Source organism: Arthrobacter sp. NPDC080031 (assembly GCF_040702485.1).
In the GTDB taxonomy this organism is placed as follows: Bacteria; Actinomycetota; Actinomycetes; order Actinomycetales; family Micrococcaceae; genus Arthrobacter.
Genome location: NZ_JBFBLA010000003.1, coordinates 123,819 through 138,323, shown reverse-complemented (window position 1 = coordinate 138,323; position 14,505 = coordinate 123,819). Strand labels below are relative to the sequence as shown.

13 protein-coding genes are annotated in these 14,505 nt (G+C 61.9%); 10 read left to right on the top strand and 3 right to left on the bottom strand.

The window, feature by feature from the left end:
- Nucleotides 1-54: 54 nt before the first annotated feature.
- Genes AB0323_RS03680 through AB0323_RS03670 form a run of 3 tightly spaced genes read right to left on the bottom strand, consistent with a single transcriptional unit; the run spans nt 55 to nt 3,268 of the window.
- Nucleotides 55-981, bottom strand: coding sequence for a carbohydrate ABC transporter permease (locus AB0323_RS03680; protein WP_366176159.1), 927 nt, complete (start codon nt 979-981; stop codon nt 55-57).
- Nucleotides 978-1,916 (bottom strand): sugar ABC transporter permease, encoded by a 939-nt coding sequence (locus AB0323_RS03675; protein ID WP_366176158.1) that lies wholly within the window; start codon nt 1,914-1,916, stop codon nt 978-980. The genes AB0323_RS03680 and AB0323_RS03675 overlap by 4 nt, the downstream gene beginning before the upstream one ends.
- 5 nt (nt 1,917-1,921) lie before the next feature.
- A complete protein-coding gene (locus AB0323_RS03670; protein ID WP_366176157.1) occupies nt 1,922-3,268 on the bottom strand; it encodes an extracellular solute-binding protein in 1,347 nt (448 codons plus the stop codon).
- 366 nt (nt 3,269-3,634) lie between these two features.
- Between AB0323_RS03670 and AB0323_RS03665 the strand changes: the two genes are divergently transcribed.
- From AB0323_RS03665 to AB0323_RS03620, 10 genes are all read left to right on the top strand, one after another.
- Nucleotides 3,635-4,714 (top strand): LacI family DNA-binding transcriptional regulator, encoded by a 1,080-nt coding sequence (locus AB0323_RS03665; protein WP_366176156.1) that lies wholly within the window; start codon nt 3,635-3,637, stop codon nt 4,712-4,714.
- A 450-nt stretch (nt 4,715-5,164) separates the two neighbouring features.
- Nucleotides 5,165-6,223, top strand: a complete 1,059-nt coding sequence (locus AB0323_RS03660) for a LacI family DNA-binding transcriptional regulator (protein ID WP_366176155.1) — start codon at nt 5,165-5,167, stop codon at nt 6,221-6,223.
- 286 nt (nt 6,224-6,509) lie between these two features.
- Complete coding sequence (locus AB0323_RS03655; RefSeq protein WP_366176154.1) at nt 6,510-7,331, top strand: sugar phosphate isomerase/epimerase; 822 nt, start codon at nt 6,510-6,512, stop codon at nt 7,329-7,331.
- Nucleotides 7,332-7,357: 26 nt separating this feature from the next.
- Nucleotides 7,358-8,539, top strand: a complete 1,182-nt coding sequence (locus tag AB0323_RS03650; RefSeq protein WP_366176153.1) for a Gfo/Idh/MocA family oxidoreductase — start codon at nt 7,358-7,360, stop codon at nt 8,537-8,539.
- A gap of 68 nt (nt 8,540-8,607) precedes the next feature.
- On the top strand, nt 8,608-8,937 hold the full coding sequence (locus AB0323_RS03645; protein ID WP_364532580.1) for a putative quinol monooxygenase: 330 nt from the start codon (nt 8,608-8,610) through the stop codon (nt 8,935-8,937).
- 362 nt (nt 8,938-9,299) lie between these two features.
- Nucleotides 9,300-10,529 (top strand): branched-chain amino acid ABC transporter substrate-binding protein, encoded by a 1,230-nt coding sequence (locus AB0323_RS03640; RefSeq protein WP_366176152.1) that lies wholly within the window; start codon nt 9,300-9,302, stop codon nt 10,527-10,529.
- A gap of 78 nt (nt 10,530-10,607) precedes the next feature.
- A complete protein-coding gene (locus AB0323_RS03635; protein ID WP_364532574.1) occupies nt 10,608-11,627 on the top strand; it encodes a branched-chain amino acid ABC transporter permease in 1,020 nt (339 codons plus the stop codon).
- Complete coding sequence (locus tag AB0323_RS03630; protein WP_366176151.1) at nt 11,624-12,835, top strand: branched-chain amino acid ABC transporter permease; 1,212 nt, start codon at nt 11,624-11,626, stop codon at nt 12,833-12,835. The genes AB0323_RS03635 and AB0323_RS03630 overlap by 4 nt, the downstream gene beginning before the upstream one ends.
- Nucleotides 12,819-13,706: an ABC transporter ATP-binding protein gene (locus AB0323_RS03625; RefSeq protein ID WP_364532568.1), complete on the top strand. Its 888-nt coding sequence runs from the start codon at nt 12,819-12,821 to the stop codon at nt 13,704-13,706. The genes AB0323_RS03630 and AB0323_RS03625 overlap by 17 nt, the downstream gene beginning before the upstream one ends.
- A complete protein-coding gene (locus AB0323_RS03620; protein ID WP_366176251.1) occupies nt 13,699-14,406 on the top strand; it encodes an ABC transporter ATP-binding protein in 708 nt (235 codons plus the stop codon). Before AB0323_RS03625 ends, AB0323_RS03620 begins: the two co-directional genes overlap by 8 nt.
- Nucleotides 14,407-14,505 lie beyond the last annotated feature (99 nt).

Below are 14,505 nucleotides of genomic sequence, written 5' to 3'. Positions count from 1 at the left end.
TGCTCCTTTGAAAGCGGCGTTCGCTGCCGAATGGGTGGAGGTTGGGCTGGGTTTCTACTTGAGGGCTCCGACGGCAAGGCCGCCGCGCCAGTACTTCTGGAGTGAGAGGAATGCGATCACGAGGGGGACGATCGAGATCAGGCAGCCGGCGATGATCAGTCCCCAGAGGGAGTGGCCGCCTCCGTTGTTGGCGGAGGCCTGGCCTTCCCAGAGGCCGATTCCCACGGTGATCGGGAAGAGGTTCTTATCGGAGAGCATCGCCAGCGGCAGGAAGTAGTTGTTCCAGTTCGCGACGACCGACAGCAGCAGAACGGTCACGATCGCGGGCCGCAGCAGGGGCAGTGCCACCTGCACGAAGGTCCGGAATTCGCCCGCACCATCGACCCGGGCCGCGTCGAGCAGTTCCTCCGGAACGGCGTCCGAGGAGTAGACGAGCATGAGGTAGACCCCGAACGGGTTCAGCAGGGAGGGCAGGATCACGGCCCAGATTGTGTCCGTCAACCCCAGGTCCGAGAAGAAAGTGAACGTGGGGATCACCAGGGCGGTGGTTGGGACCATGACCGAGCCGAGCAGCATAGAGAAGCTCAAGCGGCGGCCGCTGAACTTGAACTTGGCGAAGCCATAGCCTGCGAGGACGGCAAGGGAGGTTGCGCCGAGGCCGCCGACGACTGCGTAGAGCACAGAGTTCAACAGCCAGCGGATGTAGATGCCCTCGTCATAGGTGAACAGATCGGACAGGTTGGGGATCAGGTTGAAGCTCTTTCCGAACCACAGCGCGCTGGGGCTGGTGAACAGGTCCTGTGCGTCCTTGGTGCTGGCGACGAAGAGCCACCAGATGGGGATCAGGAAGTAGACGATCAGGAACCCGAGGAACAGGTATGGGAGGACGGCGCTTTGGCCGCGGAGAGCCCGGACGGTGGATTCGGTGTTGCCGCGAGGGCGGATTCCGCTTGGCCCGGGGGCGAGCTGTGGGGATTTCACGACAGGATGCTCCCTCGCTTGCGAGTGGCGAACATGAAGATGTAGATGGCGATCAGCACGACGATCCCGAGGGCGAACGACAGGGCGGAGGCGTAATTGAAGTTGGCATACGAGAACGCCTGGTTGTACGCGTAGATGTTGGGGGTCGTGTTCGGCTGGATGCTGCCGTTGGAGATCGGGGCGAGGATCTCCGGTTCGGTGAAGAACTGAAGCGTGCCGATCAGGGCAAACACGACGATCAGCACCAAGGAGGACGCCACCATCGGCACCTTGAGCCGCCACGCGATCTGCCAGCCGTTCGCGCCGTCGATCCTGGCCGCCTCATACAGGCTCTTGTCGATCCCTTGGAGGGCTGCGTAGATGATGATCATGTAGTATCCGGCCCACTGCCAGGTGACGACGTTCACGAGTGCACCGAAGATGTTCGACGGGCTGAGCAGGGCGGGCGCGTTCGCTCCGAAGATCTGCTGTAGCGGGCCGAACGAAGGGCTGTAGAGGAAGCCCCACATCAGTGCGCCGATGACGGCCGGGATGGCATAAGGCAGGAAAATCATCAGGCGCGAGAACCGCACGAAGAGCGAGCTGAATGCGTCGAGGACCAGTGCCACTGCGAGAGACACCGCCATCTGGACTGGAATCAGTACGAGTGCGAAGAGCAGGACGAAGACGACTCCGTTGAGGAAGTTCGGGTCCGTGAAGGCCTTCACATAGTTCGAGATCCCGGCGAAGGTGGTTCCGGTCGCCAATCCCTTGTTGAACAGGCTCAGGTAGAGCGCATACAGGAGGGGCGCGACGAGGAACAGCACGAAGACGATTCCGAAGGGGGCGACGAAGAGCCAGCCGACGTTGCGCCGTCGGCCCCGGGCCGCACGTCTGGGCCCCGGATCCGAAACCGGCTTTTGCCGGCTCGGGGACGCAGAGAGGGTCGTAGCCATGTTTCTTACTCCTTGACCGTGAAGCCTTGGCCCTGGGCGTACTTCACAAGAGTCTGCTGAAGCTGGTCGGCAGCCTGGTCGCCTGTCAGCTGCTGGTGGTTCATCTTCGTGAGAACGTCCTGGAACTGGGCGTAGAAGTACGTCTGGAAGGGTGCATAGTCCATGCCCTTGTAGGCGTTCTCCGCTGGGATGTATATGTCCTTATTCGAGGTCTCTCCGTTGAAGAACTGGGTCTTGTTGTTGGCGAAATCCGGTGAGTCCAGAGCCTGCTTGTTCAGGGGGAATATGACCTGGTTCGACCAGCCGTCCTTCAGCGACGCAGGATCTGCGTAGAGCTGCTCGGCGACCTTCGCTGCCTGCGCCTTGTCGCTGGCCTGGTTCGTGACTGCGAACGTCGAGCCGCCCCAGTTGACGGAGACCGGGTTGGAGGGATCCCACTGGGGCATCGGAGCGACAGCCCACGAGCCGGATCCGCTCTTCCCGATGCCGGCACCGGTCATGTAGCCGGGCGTCCACGCGGCCGAGGGGAAGGTGGCGTACTTGCCGGCGATGAGCCCCTGGACGTAATCCGTCGTGAACTGGTCTGTCGTGCCTACGAGGCCGTCCTTCACCAGGCCCGCCCAGTAGTTCAGAACCTGCTTGGACGCGTCATCGTTGACCTTGATGGTGATGGTGTTCTTGTCGGCCAGGTTGTACCGGAATGGCACCGCCCCCTTCTGGATCATCAGAGCCATGACCTGGGCGGGCGAGTTGGCGCCAAGGTCGCCGAACATCGGTCCCCCGGCGTCTTTGACCTTCTTGGCGTTCGCGGCGAACTCATCCCATGTCTTCGGGGGAGTGAGCCCGTACTTCTGGAAGATGTCCGAACGATAGATCAGCCCCATCGGGCCGCCGTCTACGGGGATCGCGTACACGGAATCTCCCTGGGACACGTCACGCCACGCGCCTGCGCTGAAGTTCGACCTCACGTCGTTGGCGCCGTACTTGCTCAGATCGACGAGCGCATTCTGGATTTCGAAGGTGGGAAGGTGGTCGGCTTCCAGCATGACCACGTCCGGGAGCCCCTTCCCGGCCGAGACGGCCGTCTGAACCTTGTTGTACTCCTCGACGCCTTCCCCGACGCTGGACCAGCACACCTGGACATCCGTGTGCTGGTTGTTGAAGTTGTCGACGACGTTCTTCATGTTCGGGTACCACGCCCAGACCGAGACCACAGGGGCGTTCTTCTGGACGATGGTGTTGCTGCAGTTGGACTTTGCGCTTGCCGATGCTCCGCCTCCGGAGCTGCAGCCGGTTAGGGCAGTTACAGCTCCGACGACGGCGACTACAGCTGTTGCGAGCCGTCTCTTCATGGGGTTCTCCTCCTGGGTGACTTCGTTGTCGCCTTCTCGATGTATGGAATGTGTGTGGCGGCACATCCGAACCTAATGCTCTGTTCTCATGGTGTCAAGAACTTGTTCTTAGTTTGTATCTGGATTTGTTCTTTTCATTGTTCATGGCGATCGACTAGGATGTTCATGCTGGCTCCGGAACCGACGGCATAGACGACCGCTGCCTCGGCCCGCCTGAGGCTCGCGCCTTGCAGCAGTCGATGACCGGCGGCAGCGGGAAGCTCGAATGTTCCGATTTGTTCAGCTACTGTTCATGGTGAAGGTCCTTGTTGTGTCGAGATCGGAGAATGTTGGATGACCGAGGGAACGTCTTACCGTCGTGCGACCATGCGTGATGTTGCAGCCGCAGCCGGAGTGCCCCTTTCGGCAGTGCCGCTCGCGCTCAACGGCAAGCCTGGGGTGTCTCCCGAACGGCGTGAAGCTGTCCTGCGTGCTGCGGGGGCGATCGGCTATGACCACACATCCAAAGCCCGCAAACCCCTCTATGGCCTGGTCATGGAAGAGCTGTCGCCGCAGGCCAAGGCGGACGGCTTCATAGACACCTTGCTTCAGGGCGTCTACAGGGGTGCTCGTGAGATCGGCGCCCAGGTTGTCCTCGGCCTCTACCGCTCCGGCTCTGACCCGGTCGCTGAGCTCTCCGACATCGCCTCCCGTCCACTCGATGGGCTCCTGATAGCAAACGGAGGGGACATCGATGCCGAGGCTATCGATCAGATGGCAGAGGCGAAGCTGCCCACCGTCCTGATCGAGAACCGCGTCGAGCGCGCCATTTCCTCGGTGAGCTCGGACAACTTCCGGGCAGGCCTTGAGTCAACTCGTCACCTCATCGAGCTGGGCCACAGGAGGATCGCGATCATTCCCGGATCGGAGCGATATGAGTCGCTCCATGAGCGCCATCGGGGATATGTGGTGGCGCTGGCGGAAGCAGGAATCGCTCCGGACCCGAAGCTGATGATTCCGCAGCCCGCGCATGCGGCCCGCAAGGGCTACGAGCAGGCCAAGGCTCTCCTCGATCTTCCCGAACCGCCCACGGCAATCTATGCGGTCAGCGACAAGAGCGCGATCGGGGCCGCGTCGGCTATCCGGGAGCAGGGGCTCACCGTCGGCGAGGACATCTCCCTGGTCGGCACGGACAACGTCGAGGAAAGCGCATTGCACTTGCCTCCGCTCACAACCTTCGATACCTGCTCTGCAGATCTCGGACGCGTTGCAATCGATCAGCTGGGGGCAATCATCCGCGGCTTGGACGTCGTCACCCACGCGGTCGTAGAGGGCCACCTCGTTGTCAGGTCTTCCACGTCCGTCGTTCCCACCGTGGCTGGACGGAAGGGGCCGCGTCCAGAGCCGAAGTCGAGAAGCATCGGTCATGACTCCTCTGAGCCGGCCGGCCCAGTCCCCAGGCGATGAGGCGCGAGCCGTAGCCTGATTGGTATCGAAGGTGCTGGCGAGCTTAGGAATGGTCCTGCTCCCGGGTCATGCCATACGGGACTTCCGGCGTCAATTCCGGGGGAGGGGACTTAACTCCGCCTTCCGGGTTCATACGCCCGTCTCCTCTGGCTCCTCCAGCAACTTGACCGCTGCTGTCGCCTGCGCCGCTCCAACCGGGAGCCGCGTGGCGACGCAGTATTCGAGTTTCATTGGCTGGTTCCCTTTGCTTGAGGACCGTGAACGTTCACGAGTATATTCATCGTGAAGGCGCGCGGTGCGTTGTGTCAAGACTCACTTCGAGCGTCCGAGCACCGCGGCCTTCACCGCCGAGACTCGGTGTTGCCCTGTAGCCTGATGGTGCGCGGCTAGGCTCTGGCTGTAGGCTTGGCCAGGTTTCCCTTAGTGGGAGGTCTTCGGAGAGGAGGGCGGTTGGCACAGGAATCGTGGCGTCCGACGGCTTCCCCGCGACGGCGCAAGCCGAGCATCAACGATGTGGCGCGGCTCGCCGGGGTCTCGTATCAGACCGTCTCTCGCGTCATCAACAATGCCCCGGATGTGAGCGCGGTGACCCGCGATCGGGTGCTGCGTGTGATTCAGGAGGTCGGCTACCGTCGCAATCGGACGGCCACCGCCCTTGTCACCAGCCGGTCGACGGTCATCGGGATCCTGACGGACGGCTCTCCGCGTTTCGGGCCGGTCGGGACGCTCATGGCCCTAGAGAGTCTGGCGCGGCAGAACGGCTACGCGACGACGGTCGTGACCGTCGTCGAGCCTTACGAGGAGAGTGTGCCCAAGGCGCTCGACACTCTCGACGATGTCGGTGTCGACGGCATTATCGTCATCGCGCCGCGCCTTGCCATGGCTGCCGCAGTTTGGAACGCGGATGTCCGGGTGCCGGTCGAGATGATCGCGGCCGGGGCCTCCTCGACGCCGAACGTCTTCACCTACTCGGAGAACCAGGAACTGGGCGCCCGGATGGCGACTCAGCACCTCATCGACCTCGGCCACACGGACATTGCCCACATAGCAGGGTCGATGGAGTGGTTCGACGGCCGTGTCCGCAAGCGGGGCTGGGAGGCGGCGATCCGGGATGCCGGGCTGGAGCCCGGGCTGTGCGTTGAGGGCGACTGGAGCCCGAAGTTCGCCTACGAGACGGGACTGCGTCTCGTATCGGAGGGAAGGGTCCCGCAGGCGATCTTCGCTGTGAGCGACCACACGGCGCTGGGCCTCATCCGCGCATTCGCCGAGAACGGTGTGCGCGTCCCAGAGGACGTGAGCATTGTCGGCTTCGACGACGTCGAAGGCTCGGACTATTTCCTCCCGCCACTGACAACCGTGCGCCAGGACTTCCAGGAGCTCGCCCAGGCCAGCATCGAGGTGCTCCTCGGGGCTGTCGAGGGGCGCGAGGTCGACAGGACCCCGAATGTCCCCACTCTCGTGGTGAGGGCGAGCGCCATCCCGGCGCGCCTTCGCCAGACCAGCCCCTGAACCGGAATTCGCCGACAGAAAGTCGGAGCGGGACTCTTGACACAGCGAATCGCGAACGTTCACGATAGACAGACCGTGAACGTTCACGGAACGCGAATACTCAAAGCGGAGGAGCCGCTGATCGAGCGCGACGACGTCGACGTCGTCCACGTCTGCAGCCCCAATTCGACCCACGCCGCGCAGCCCAGCTCACGCACGCGCTCATCAGCTCAGCGCGGGGCGGCGGATGGGTCAGCATTCCCGCGCGCGACAAGACTTCCACCAACATCTGAAAGGGCCGCAGCCAATGAAACTCGGATATTGCACCATCACCTGGGGCGGCGTGGTCGGCCACCCGGTCGGGGTGACGAGCGTCAAAGATCTCTTCTACATGACCCACGGGTCCATGGACCGGGCAGTGAAGGACATCGCCGCCGTGGGCTACGAGGGCGTGGAGATGTTCGACGGCAACCTCGCCGAGTACGCCGACCGGCCCGGGGAGCTGCGCGGCCTCCTCGAGGAGGCGGGCGTCTCGCTCGTGAGCGTCTACACCGGGGCGAACTTCATCTACGCTGACAGCCTCCCCGACGAGCTGCACCGCATCCAGCGTTCGGCGGAACTGGCGGCCACATTCGGCGCCGCACGCCTCGTCGTCGGCGGCGGGGCGCGACGCGCGGCGGGCACGACCGACGAGGACTACCGGCGCCTCGGGGACGCCCTCGACCGCGTAGCCGACATCGCGGAGGGCTTCGGCCTCTCGGCCAGCTACCACCCACACCTCACCACCATCGTCGAGGGCCCCGAGGAGCTCGAACGGCTCATGGGCCTCACCAGGATCGGTTTCTGCCCCGACACCGCGCACCTCGCCGCGGGCGGCGCCGACCCCGCGGCCCTGATCCGCAAATACCCCGAGCGACTCCGCCACGTCCACCTGAAGGACTTCCGCCAGGATCCCTTCACCTTCCTGCCCCTCGGGCAGGGCGAGCTCGACTTCCCGGACATCATCCAGGCCGTCCGCGAGAGCGGGTATGACAGCTGGCTCATGGTCGAGCTCGACGAGTACGACGGGGACCCGCGCGCTGCCGCCGGGATCAGCAAGAAGTATCTGGACGCTCTCCTTCACTCCTGACGCCCCATCGAAAGGAACCCATCATCATGAAGAACCTCAACGTCGGCCTCATCGGAGGCGGCTTCATGGGCAAGGCCCACTCTCTCGCCTACTCCGCGATGCCCATGTTCTTCTGGCCCGCCCCGGCCATGCCCATCCGACACACGATCGCGGAGGCCAATGACCAGCTCGCCGCCGAGGCGGCACGCCGCTTCGGCTTCGAGAACTCGACCTCCGACTGGCGCCGGATCATCGATGACCCGAGCATCGACGTCGTCGACATCGCGACGCCGAACCACCTCCACGCGGAGATCGCGATCGCCGCAGCCCAGGCCGGCAAGCACATCATCTGCGAGAAGCCGCTCGCCCGCACCGGCGAGGAGTCCAAGGCGATGTACGACGCGGTCAAGGACGCCGGCATCGTGCACATGGTCGCGTTCAACTACCGCCGCACGCCCGCCGTCGCCCTGGCCAAGAAGTACATCGAGGAAGGCGCGATCGGCCGCATCCTCAACTTCCGCGGCACCTACCTCCAGGACTGGAGCGCCGACCCCAATTCCCCTCTGTCGTGGCGCTTCCAGAAGTCCATCGCCGGCTCCGGTGCGCTGGGCGACATCGCAACCCACGTCATCGACATGGCCCGCTACCTCGTCGGCGAGTTCGCCTCCGTGAACTCGATCCTCTCGACCTGGATCCCCGACCGGCCCCTGCAGTCCGGAGGTGCCGACGCGCTCGGCAACGTCCGCGGCGGCGACGGCCCACGCGGCGAGGTCGACGTCGACGACGAGGTCATGACCATGGTGCGCTTCGCCAACGGGGCCGTCGGCTCCATCGAGGCCACCCGCAACGGCTGGGGGCGGAACAACTTCATCACCTTCGAGATCCACGGCACCGAAGGCAGCATCGTGTTCAACTACGAACGCAGGGACGAACTCCAGGTCTGCTTCGCGAACGACGGCGACGACCGCCGAGGCTTCCGGACCGTCTACACGGGGCCTGCCCACCCGTATGGAGATGGCCTGTGGCCGATCCCCGCGCTTGGCGTCGGCTACGGAGAGACGAAGATCATCGAGGCTCACGACTTCTTCAAGGCCATCGCCGAGGGCACCAGCGTGAGTCCGAACTTCGCCGACGGCTACCAGACCGCCCTCATCGACGACGCGATCCTCGCATCGGCAGAGAAGGAAGCCTGGGTCGACGTAGCCCGCGTGGCGGAGCTCGCTGACTAGGGCGCACAACCCAGGGGGTGGGGGCAGCGGTTACGCCGCCCTCACCTCTCCCGCCAACAGGAGGAAAGATGAACCCCTCACCCCCAGCAGACCGCAATCCAGCAGGACCGGAGGCGCAAGAAGCCTGGTTGATGCCGGTCTTTACCCCTAAATCAGGCCGCGGAGCTGAGCTGCGCACGACTCTCCAAGAGCTCCAGCATACGAGCCGCAAGGACCAAGGCTGCATCGAATACAGCGTCTTTGAGGTCGATGGACGATTCGTCCTCATCGAGGGCTGGGACAGCCGCGCCGACCTCGACAGCCACAACGAGCAGGCCCACGTCAAAGAATTCGTACGCGGTTCGGTGGACCTGCTCGCAGAGCCGTTCACGGTCACCCCGATCACCCCACTGGGCTGACGGCCTAACTATTCGAGGAGATCCCATGCTCCGCCCGTCGGACTCATCGTGGAGACCCCGCGACCAGCGAGAAACCACGGTCTTCAGGGCGGGGCCAGGGCTCTCAAACTCTCTACGAAGGTGCACGCGAGATGCGGACCGCGCCGCCTCCCTTGTTGCGCCGGCTGGTGCCGTGAAAGGAATTTAACCCCGCGTTCATGCGAAGGGCTCTCCGAGCAGGGTGGTGATCCACCGTTATTAGATCCTGACCTGCATATATGTGTTCCAGGACACATATTTGGTAGTACTCTCATGGAACATGTTCGAAGTGAAAGTGACTTCGGGCGAATGACCACGAATCAGACGCACCGCGGAGGCTATTTATGTACAGGAAGAAAGTCATTTCGGCGATTGCAGCAGCAGCCACCCTTGGCATGCTAGTTGCGGGCTGTGCGAATCAGTCTGCCCCTAGCGGCACGGAGACCTCTGGCGGCGGCGGCAGGATCAATATCCCTGCGATTTCCAAAGTCGACGTTCCTGCCGGAGCTGTTTTGCCTGCAGGCGATGGCAAAGCAAATTGCCCGTCTACCACCACCATTGCCTATGCCGGTGCCGAGACAGGACCCAACGCCCAGCTGGGCATCAACATCTTCAACGGCATCCAGCTGGCTATTAACCAGCACAACACCGCGAACCCCGGCTGCCAGGTCCAGTTCAAGAAATTCGATACTGAAGGCGATCCGAACAAGGCCACAGGCCCGGTGACGCAAATTGTTTCCGAGCCGGACATCATCGGAGTGGTGGGCTTGCCGTTCTCCGGAGAGTCCAAGGCAACGGGCAACATCTTCGAACAGAAGGGCTTGGTGCACATCACGCCCTCCGCAACCAACCCGAGCCTGACGAAGAACGGCTGGACCACTTTCTTCCGTGCCCTCGGCAACGACGCCGTCCAGGGTCCGGCTGCAGCAAAGTTCCTCACGGACAAACTGCAGGCAAAGAAGGTCTACCTGGTCCAGGACGACTCTGACTACGGCATCGGTCTGGGAACCACGACGTCCCAGGCTCTTGGCTCCGCAATGATCGGGTCCGACAAGGTCGTCACCGGCCAGAAGGACTTCTCGGCCGTGATCTCCAAGATCATGAACGCCAAGGCAGACACCGTCTACTACGCCGGCTACTACGCAGAAGGTGCTCCCTTCGACCAGCAGCTGGTTGGAAAGGGATTCACCGGCTCCTTCGTGGGTCCGGATGGCGTGAAGGATGACCAGTTCATCAAGCAGGCGGGCGACGCATCGTCCAATTCATACTTCACCTGCCCGTGCATCCCCGGCGAGCTGATCCCGAGCTTCGAGTCCGAGTACAAGAAGCTCGCCAACGCTGAGCCCGGAACCTACTCCATCGAAGGTTACGACGCAGTCACGGTCCTGCTCTCAGGTATCGACAAGGGCAAGCAGTCCCGCGCGGACCTGCTTTCCTGGGTCAAGTCCTATGACGCAGCCGGCCTGTCGAAGCACTACAAGTGGGACTCAACCGGCGAACTGGCAACGCCTGATGTTTACGGCTACAAAGTTGAGAACGGCAAGATCGTTCCCATCGGCGTCATCGGAAAATAACACCGGGCCCAGATGAATGCTGGGGGTTAGCATCCATGCCGACCCCCAGCATTTCTTTTGATTACATCAGGAAGTGCCATGATCAGTGAAGTAATTCCCAACCTGCTCCACTCGGTACCCGTGGACGACACGTGGATCACCTTCGACGTAAACTCCTTTACCCAAAACTTCTGGAGTTCAACCTTTGACGGGTTGACCTTCGGGGCAATTTACGCGTTGGTTGCCCTCGGCTATACCCTCGTCTACGGCGTTCTCAACCTCATCAACTTTGCCCACTCCGAAGTCTTCATCACGGGCTGTTACGGGGTGTTCTTTACCCTCAGTGCCCTGAATTTCGGTCCTTCTGCTCCGAGGCTGGCTTTTTGGGCCATCGTGGGAAACCTTGTCCTCGCCCTCGTGGTCGCCATTATCGCCTCCGCCTTGATGGCAGTGATTGTGGAACGGGTGGCTTATAAGCCTTTGCGCCAGCGCAAAGCGCCTCGCCTGGCATTCTTGATTACCGCCATCGGTGTGTCCTTCGCTATTCAGTACACCATCTACTGGTGGCGCGGACCGAGTCCGGAGGCAGCGCTGACGATGTTCCGGCCGCTCGCGATTTTTGACGTCTTCGGGACCATCATCGATTCGCAGCAGGTGGTTATTGTGATCGCTGCGATTATCCTCATGATCGCCACAGACCAGTTCATTCGGAGGTCCCGGACCGGTCGAGGCATCCGCGCCGTGGCGCAGGACCCGGATACCGCAACTTTGATGGGTGTCAACAAGGAAAAGATCATCGTGACCACCTTTATCATCGGCGGTATCTTGGCCGGGGCGGCAGCTTTGTTCTACGTCATGAAGATCCCGTCCGGCGTGCAATACAACGGCGGATTCATCCTTGGCGTCAAAGCCTTCGCTGCCGCCGTCCTCGGAGGCATCGGCAACGTGCGCGGCGCGTTGCTGGGCGGCCTGCTGATCGGTTTGATCGGCAACTACGGCCAGGTGCTCCTGGGCAGTTCCCAATGGACGGACGTTGTCGCGTTCGTGGTCCTGGTGTTGGTATTGATTGTGCGACCCGAAGGTGTCTTGGGTAGCTCGCTAGGAAAGAGTAAGGCATGAGCACAACAGACGGCCCCACGCTAATTCCCGATGATGCTTCAGCTCAGGAGATCGCCGACCGTGAAGCCAGGATGCGGCGCCGCAAAGGCTGGTTCCCCGGGCTCAGCGACAAATGGAATGCGCTCCCGCGCCAAACCCAATGGCTGATCCTGATCGTCGTCGTTGTCATTGCGTACTTGCTTCCCATCCTTAACCCGCCGCTGATCACGACGGAACCGGGCAACAATTGGCAAATTGCGCTCGCGCAAATGTCCGTCTATGCCCTGGTGGCTGTGGGCTTGAACGTCGTGGTGGGCTATGCGGGACTCCTTGACTTGGGCTACGTGGCATTCTTTGCCCTGGGCTCCTACACGGCAGCAATGCTTACCAGCCCGGATTCGCCGTATGTGCACATTCCCTACTTGTGGACACTTCCGGTGGCGATGGCGGTCGCCATGTTCTTTGGCGTGGTCCTGGGTGTGCCTACCCTTCGCCTCCGCGGCGACTACCTGGCTATCGTGACGCTCGGCTTCGGCGAGATCGTGCGCATCCTGGCCACCATCATTCCGGCGATGAAAGGCCAGGTTGGCTTCCAGAATGTTGGCCACCCTCCTGGAACGGATTCAAACGGCCAACCGATCTTCCTGAACTCAAGCGGAACTCCGTGGTATTGGTTGACGCTGACCATCATCATTGTGGTGCTCCTGGCCGCCGGAAACCTGGAGCGCAGCCGCGTGGGACGCGCGTGGATTGCCATCCGTGAAGACGAAGACGCCGCGGAAATCATGGGCGTCCCCACCTTCAAGTACAAGGTGTGGGCCTTCGCGATTGGTGCTTCCGTTGGCGGACTCTCAGGTGCGTTGTTCGCCGGCCAGGTGGGTTTTGTGAACAACCAGAAATTTGACATCGCCACCTCAATCCTGTTCGTCGCCGCTGTTGTCATGGGCGGCACGGGAAACAAAGTTGGTGCGCTTCTTGGCGGTGCGTTGGTGGCATATATACCCCTCCGCTTTACCGCAATTGCGGAGTTCAAGTATTTGATCTTTGGTGCGGCGCTGGTGGTCATCATGATTTTCCGCCCCGGCGGTCTCCTGCCGGCACGCCAGAGCCTCCTCGCCTACGGACGCTTGGCTTACAACAAGCTCAAGGGCGCCCTAGGCGACATCCCTGCTTCGGGCAAAGTCGTTTTGGAACCGGGAAAGGGGGCTGGCAATGAGCGAAGCAATTGAGCCGGATATTGATGTGGACGCACTCAAGGAACAAGGTGTGGACCTTGAAGTCGCCGAGAAGGTAGCGCCTGAAAGGGAAATTGTCACCAAGGTGGGCGAAGCCTTGGTCCAGGTCCAAAACCTGACGATAAAGTTCGGGGGCCTGACAGCCTTGGACAATGTCACCTTCGATATCAACCGAGGCGAAATCCTCGGCCTGATCGGTCCTAACGGCGCCGGCAAAACCACGTGTTTCAATGCCATGACAGGCGTGTACAAACCAACGTCGGGAAAGGTCCTGCTCGAAGGCCAGTTGCTCAACGGACTGCCGCAGCACCGGATCACCAGGCGAGGTTTGGCCCGGACCTTCCAGAACATCCGCCTTTTTGGCGAGATGACAGCTTTGGAAAACGTGGTTGTTGGTCTCGATGCGCGCCACCGCACGAGTGTCGGCGGGGCACTCCTGCGTCTGCCCACCCATGTCAGGGAAGAGAAAACCGCGATTGAACGCGGCATGGCATTGCTTGAGTTCGTGGGCATCGCCGATCATGCGCATTTCTTGTCGCGGCACCTTCCTTATGGCTACCAGCGTCGCCTGGAAATCGCGCGGGCATTGGCCACGGACCCTAAGGTCCTATGCCTGGATGAGCCTGCGGCCGGGTTCAATCCGGCGGAAAAGGAAGAACTCATGGCCCTGATCCGGACCATCCGTGACGACGGCTACACGGTCCTGCTCATTGAGCACGACATGAAGTTGGTCATGGGCGTGACCGACCGGATCGTGGTCCTGGAGTTCGGGAAGAAGATCGCGGATGCGTTGCCCAAAATTATCCGCGATGACCCGAAAGTTATTTCCGCCTACCTCGGGGAGCCTGAAGATGACCTTGCTTGAGCTGAAGAACGTATCCGTCCACTACGGCCGGATCCAAGCCATTTCGGACATGTCATTCAGCGTGGAAGAAGGCGAAATCGTCTCGCTCATCGGCGCCAACGGTGCCGGAAAAACCACCACCATGAGGACCATCTCCGGATTGCTGACTCCATCGGCCGGCTCCATCACCTTCGCCGGCAAAGACATCACCAGGATGAAGGCGCACATCCGCGTCGTCCAAGGCATTTCGCAGGCGCCTGAGGGACGCGGAATCTTCCCCGGCATGACGGTGGAGGAGAACCTGGACATGGGTTCCTACGGCCGCAAGGACCGGACCAAGGTGGCAGACGATCTGGAGCGTGTCTTCGACCTGTTTCCACGGTTGAAGGAGCGCATCAAGCAGTACGGCGGCACCATGAGCGGTGGTGAACAACAGATGCTCGCGATTGGCCGGGCGCTGATGTCCAACCCCAAGCTGTTGCTTCTGGATGAACCTTCCATGGGGCTTGCTCCGCAGTTCATCCGCCAGATCTTCAAGATCGTCACCGAGATCAATAACCAAGGCACTACGGTGCTTCTGGTGGAGCAAAACGCGAACCAGGCCCTCGCCCGTGCACACCGTGCCTTTGTCCTGGAAACCGGGTCAATTACGCACCGGGGCACCGGCAAGGAGCTGCTCGCCAACCCGGCGGTCAAGGAAGCCTACCTCGGCGTCGGATAGCCGCATGTGCCGGCACCCTCGCAACAACAGGGTGCCGGCATCAGCGGCGGTGGAACTTTCGGTGCGGACCAAGCGTGGGAATTGGTAGCGTGAACTATC

Coding starts and splice junctions, on each gene's coding strand:
- AB0323_RS03675 (WP_366176158.1), bottom strand. CDS start 1,916: ATGGCTACGACCCTCTCTGCGTCCCCGAGCCGGCAAAAGCCGGTTTCG.
- AB0323_RS03670 (WP_366176157.1), bottom strand. CDS start 3,268: ATGAAGAGACGGCTCGCAACAGCTGTAGTCGCCGTCGTCGGAGCTGTA.
- AB0323_RS03665 (WP_366176156.1), top strand. CDS start 3,635: ATGCGTGATGTTGCAGCCGCAGCCGGAGTGCCCCTTTCGGCAGTGCCG.
- AB0323_RS03655 (WP_366176154.1), top strand. CDS start 6,510: ATGAAACTCGGATATTGCACCATCACCTGGGGCGGCGTGGTCGGCCAC.
- AB0323_RS03650 (WP_366176153.1), top strand. CDS start 7,358: ATGAAGAACCTCAACGTCGGCCTCATCGGAGGCGGCTTCATGGGCAAG.
- AB0323_RS03645 (WP_364532580.1), top strand. CDS start 8,608: ATGAACCCCTCACCCCCAGCAGACCGCAATCCAGCAGGACCGGAGGCG.
- AB0323_RS03640 (WP_366176152.1), top strand. CDS start 9,300: ATGTACAGGAAGAAAGTCATTTCGGCGATTGCAGCAGCAGCCACCCTT.
- AB0323_RS03635 (WP_364532574.1), top strand. CDS start 10,608: ATGATCAGTGAAGTAATTCCCAACCTGCTCCACTCGGTACCCGTGGAC.
- AB0323_RS03630 (WP_366176151.1), top strand. CDS start 11,624: ATGAGCACAACAGACGGCCCCACGCTAATTCCCGATGATGCTTCAGCT.
- AB0323_RS03625 (WP_364532568.1), top strand. CDS start 12,819: ATGAGCGAAGCAATTGAGCCGGATATTGATGTGGACGCACTCAAGGAA.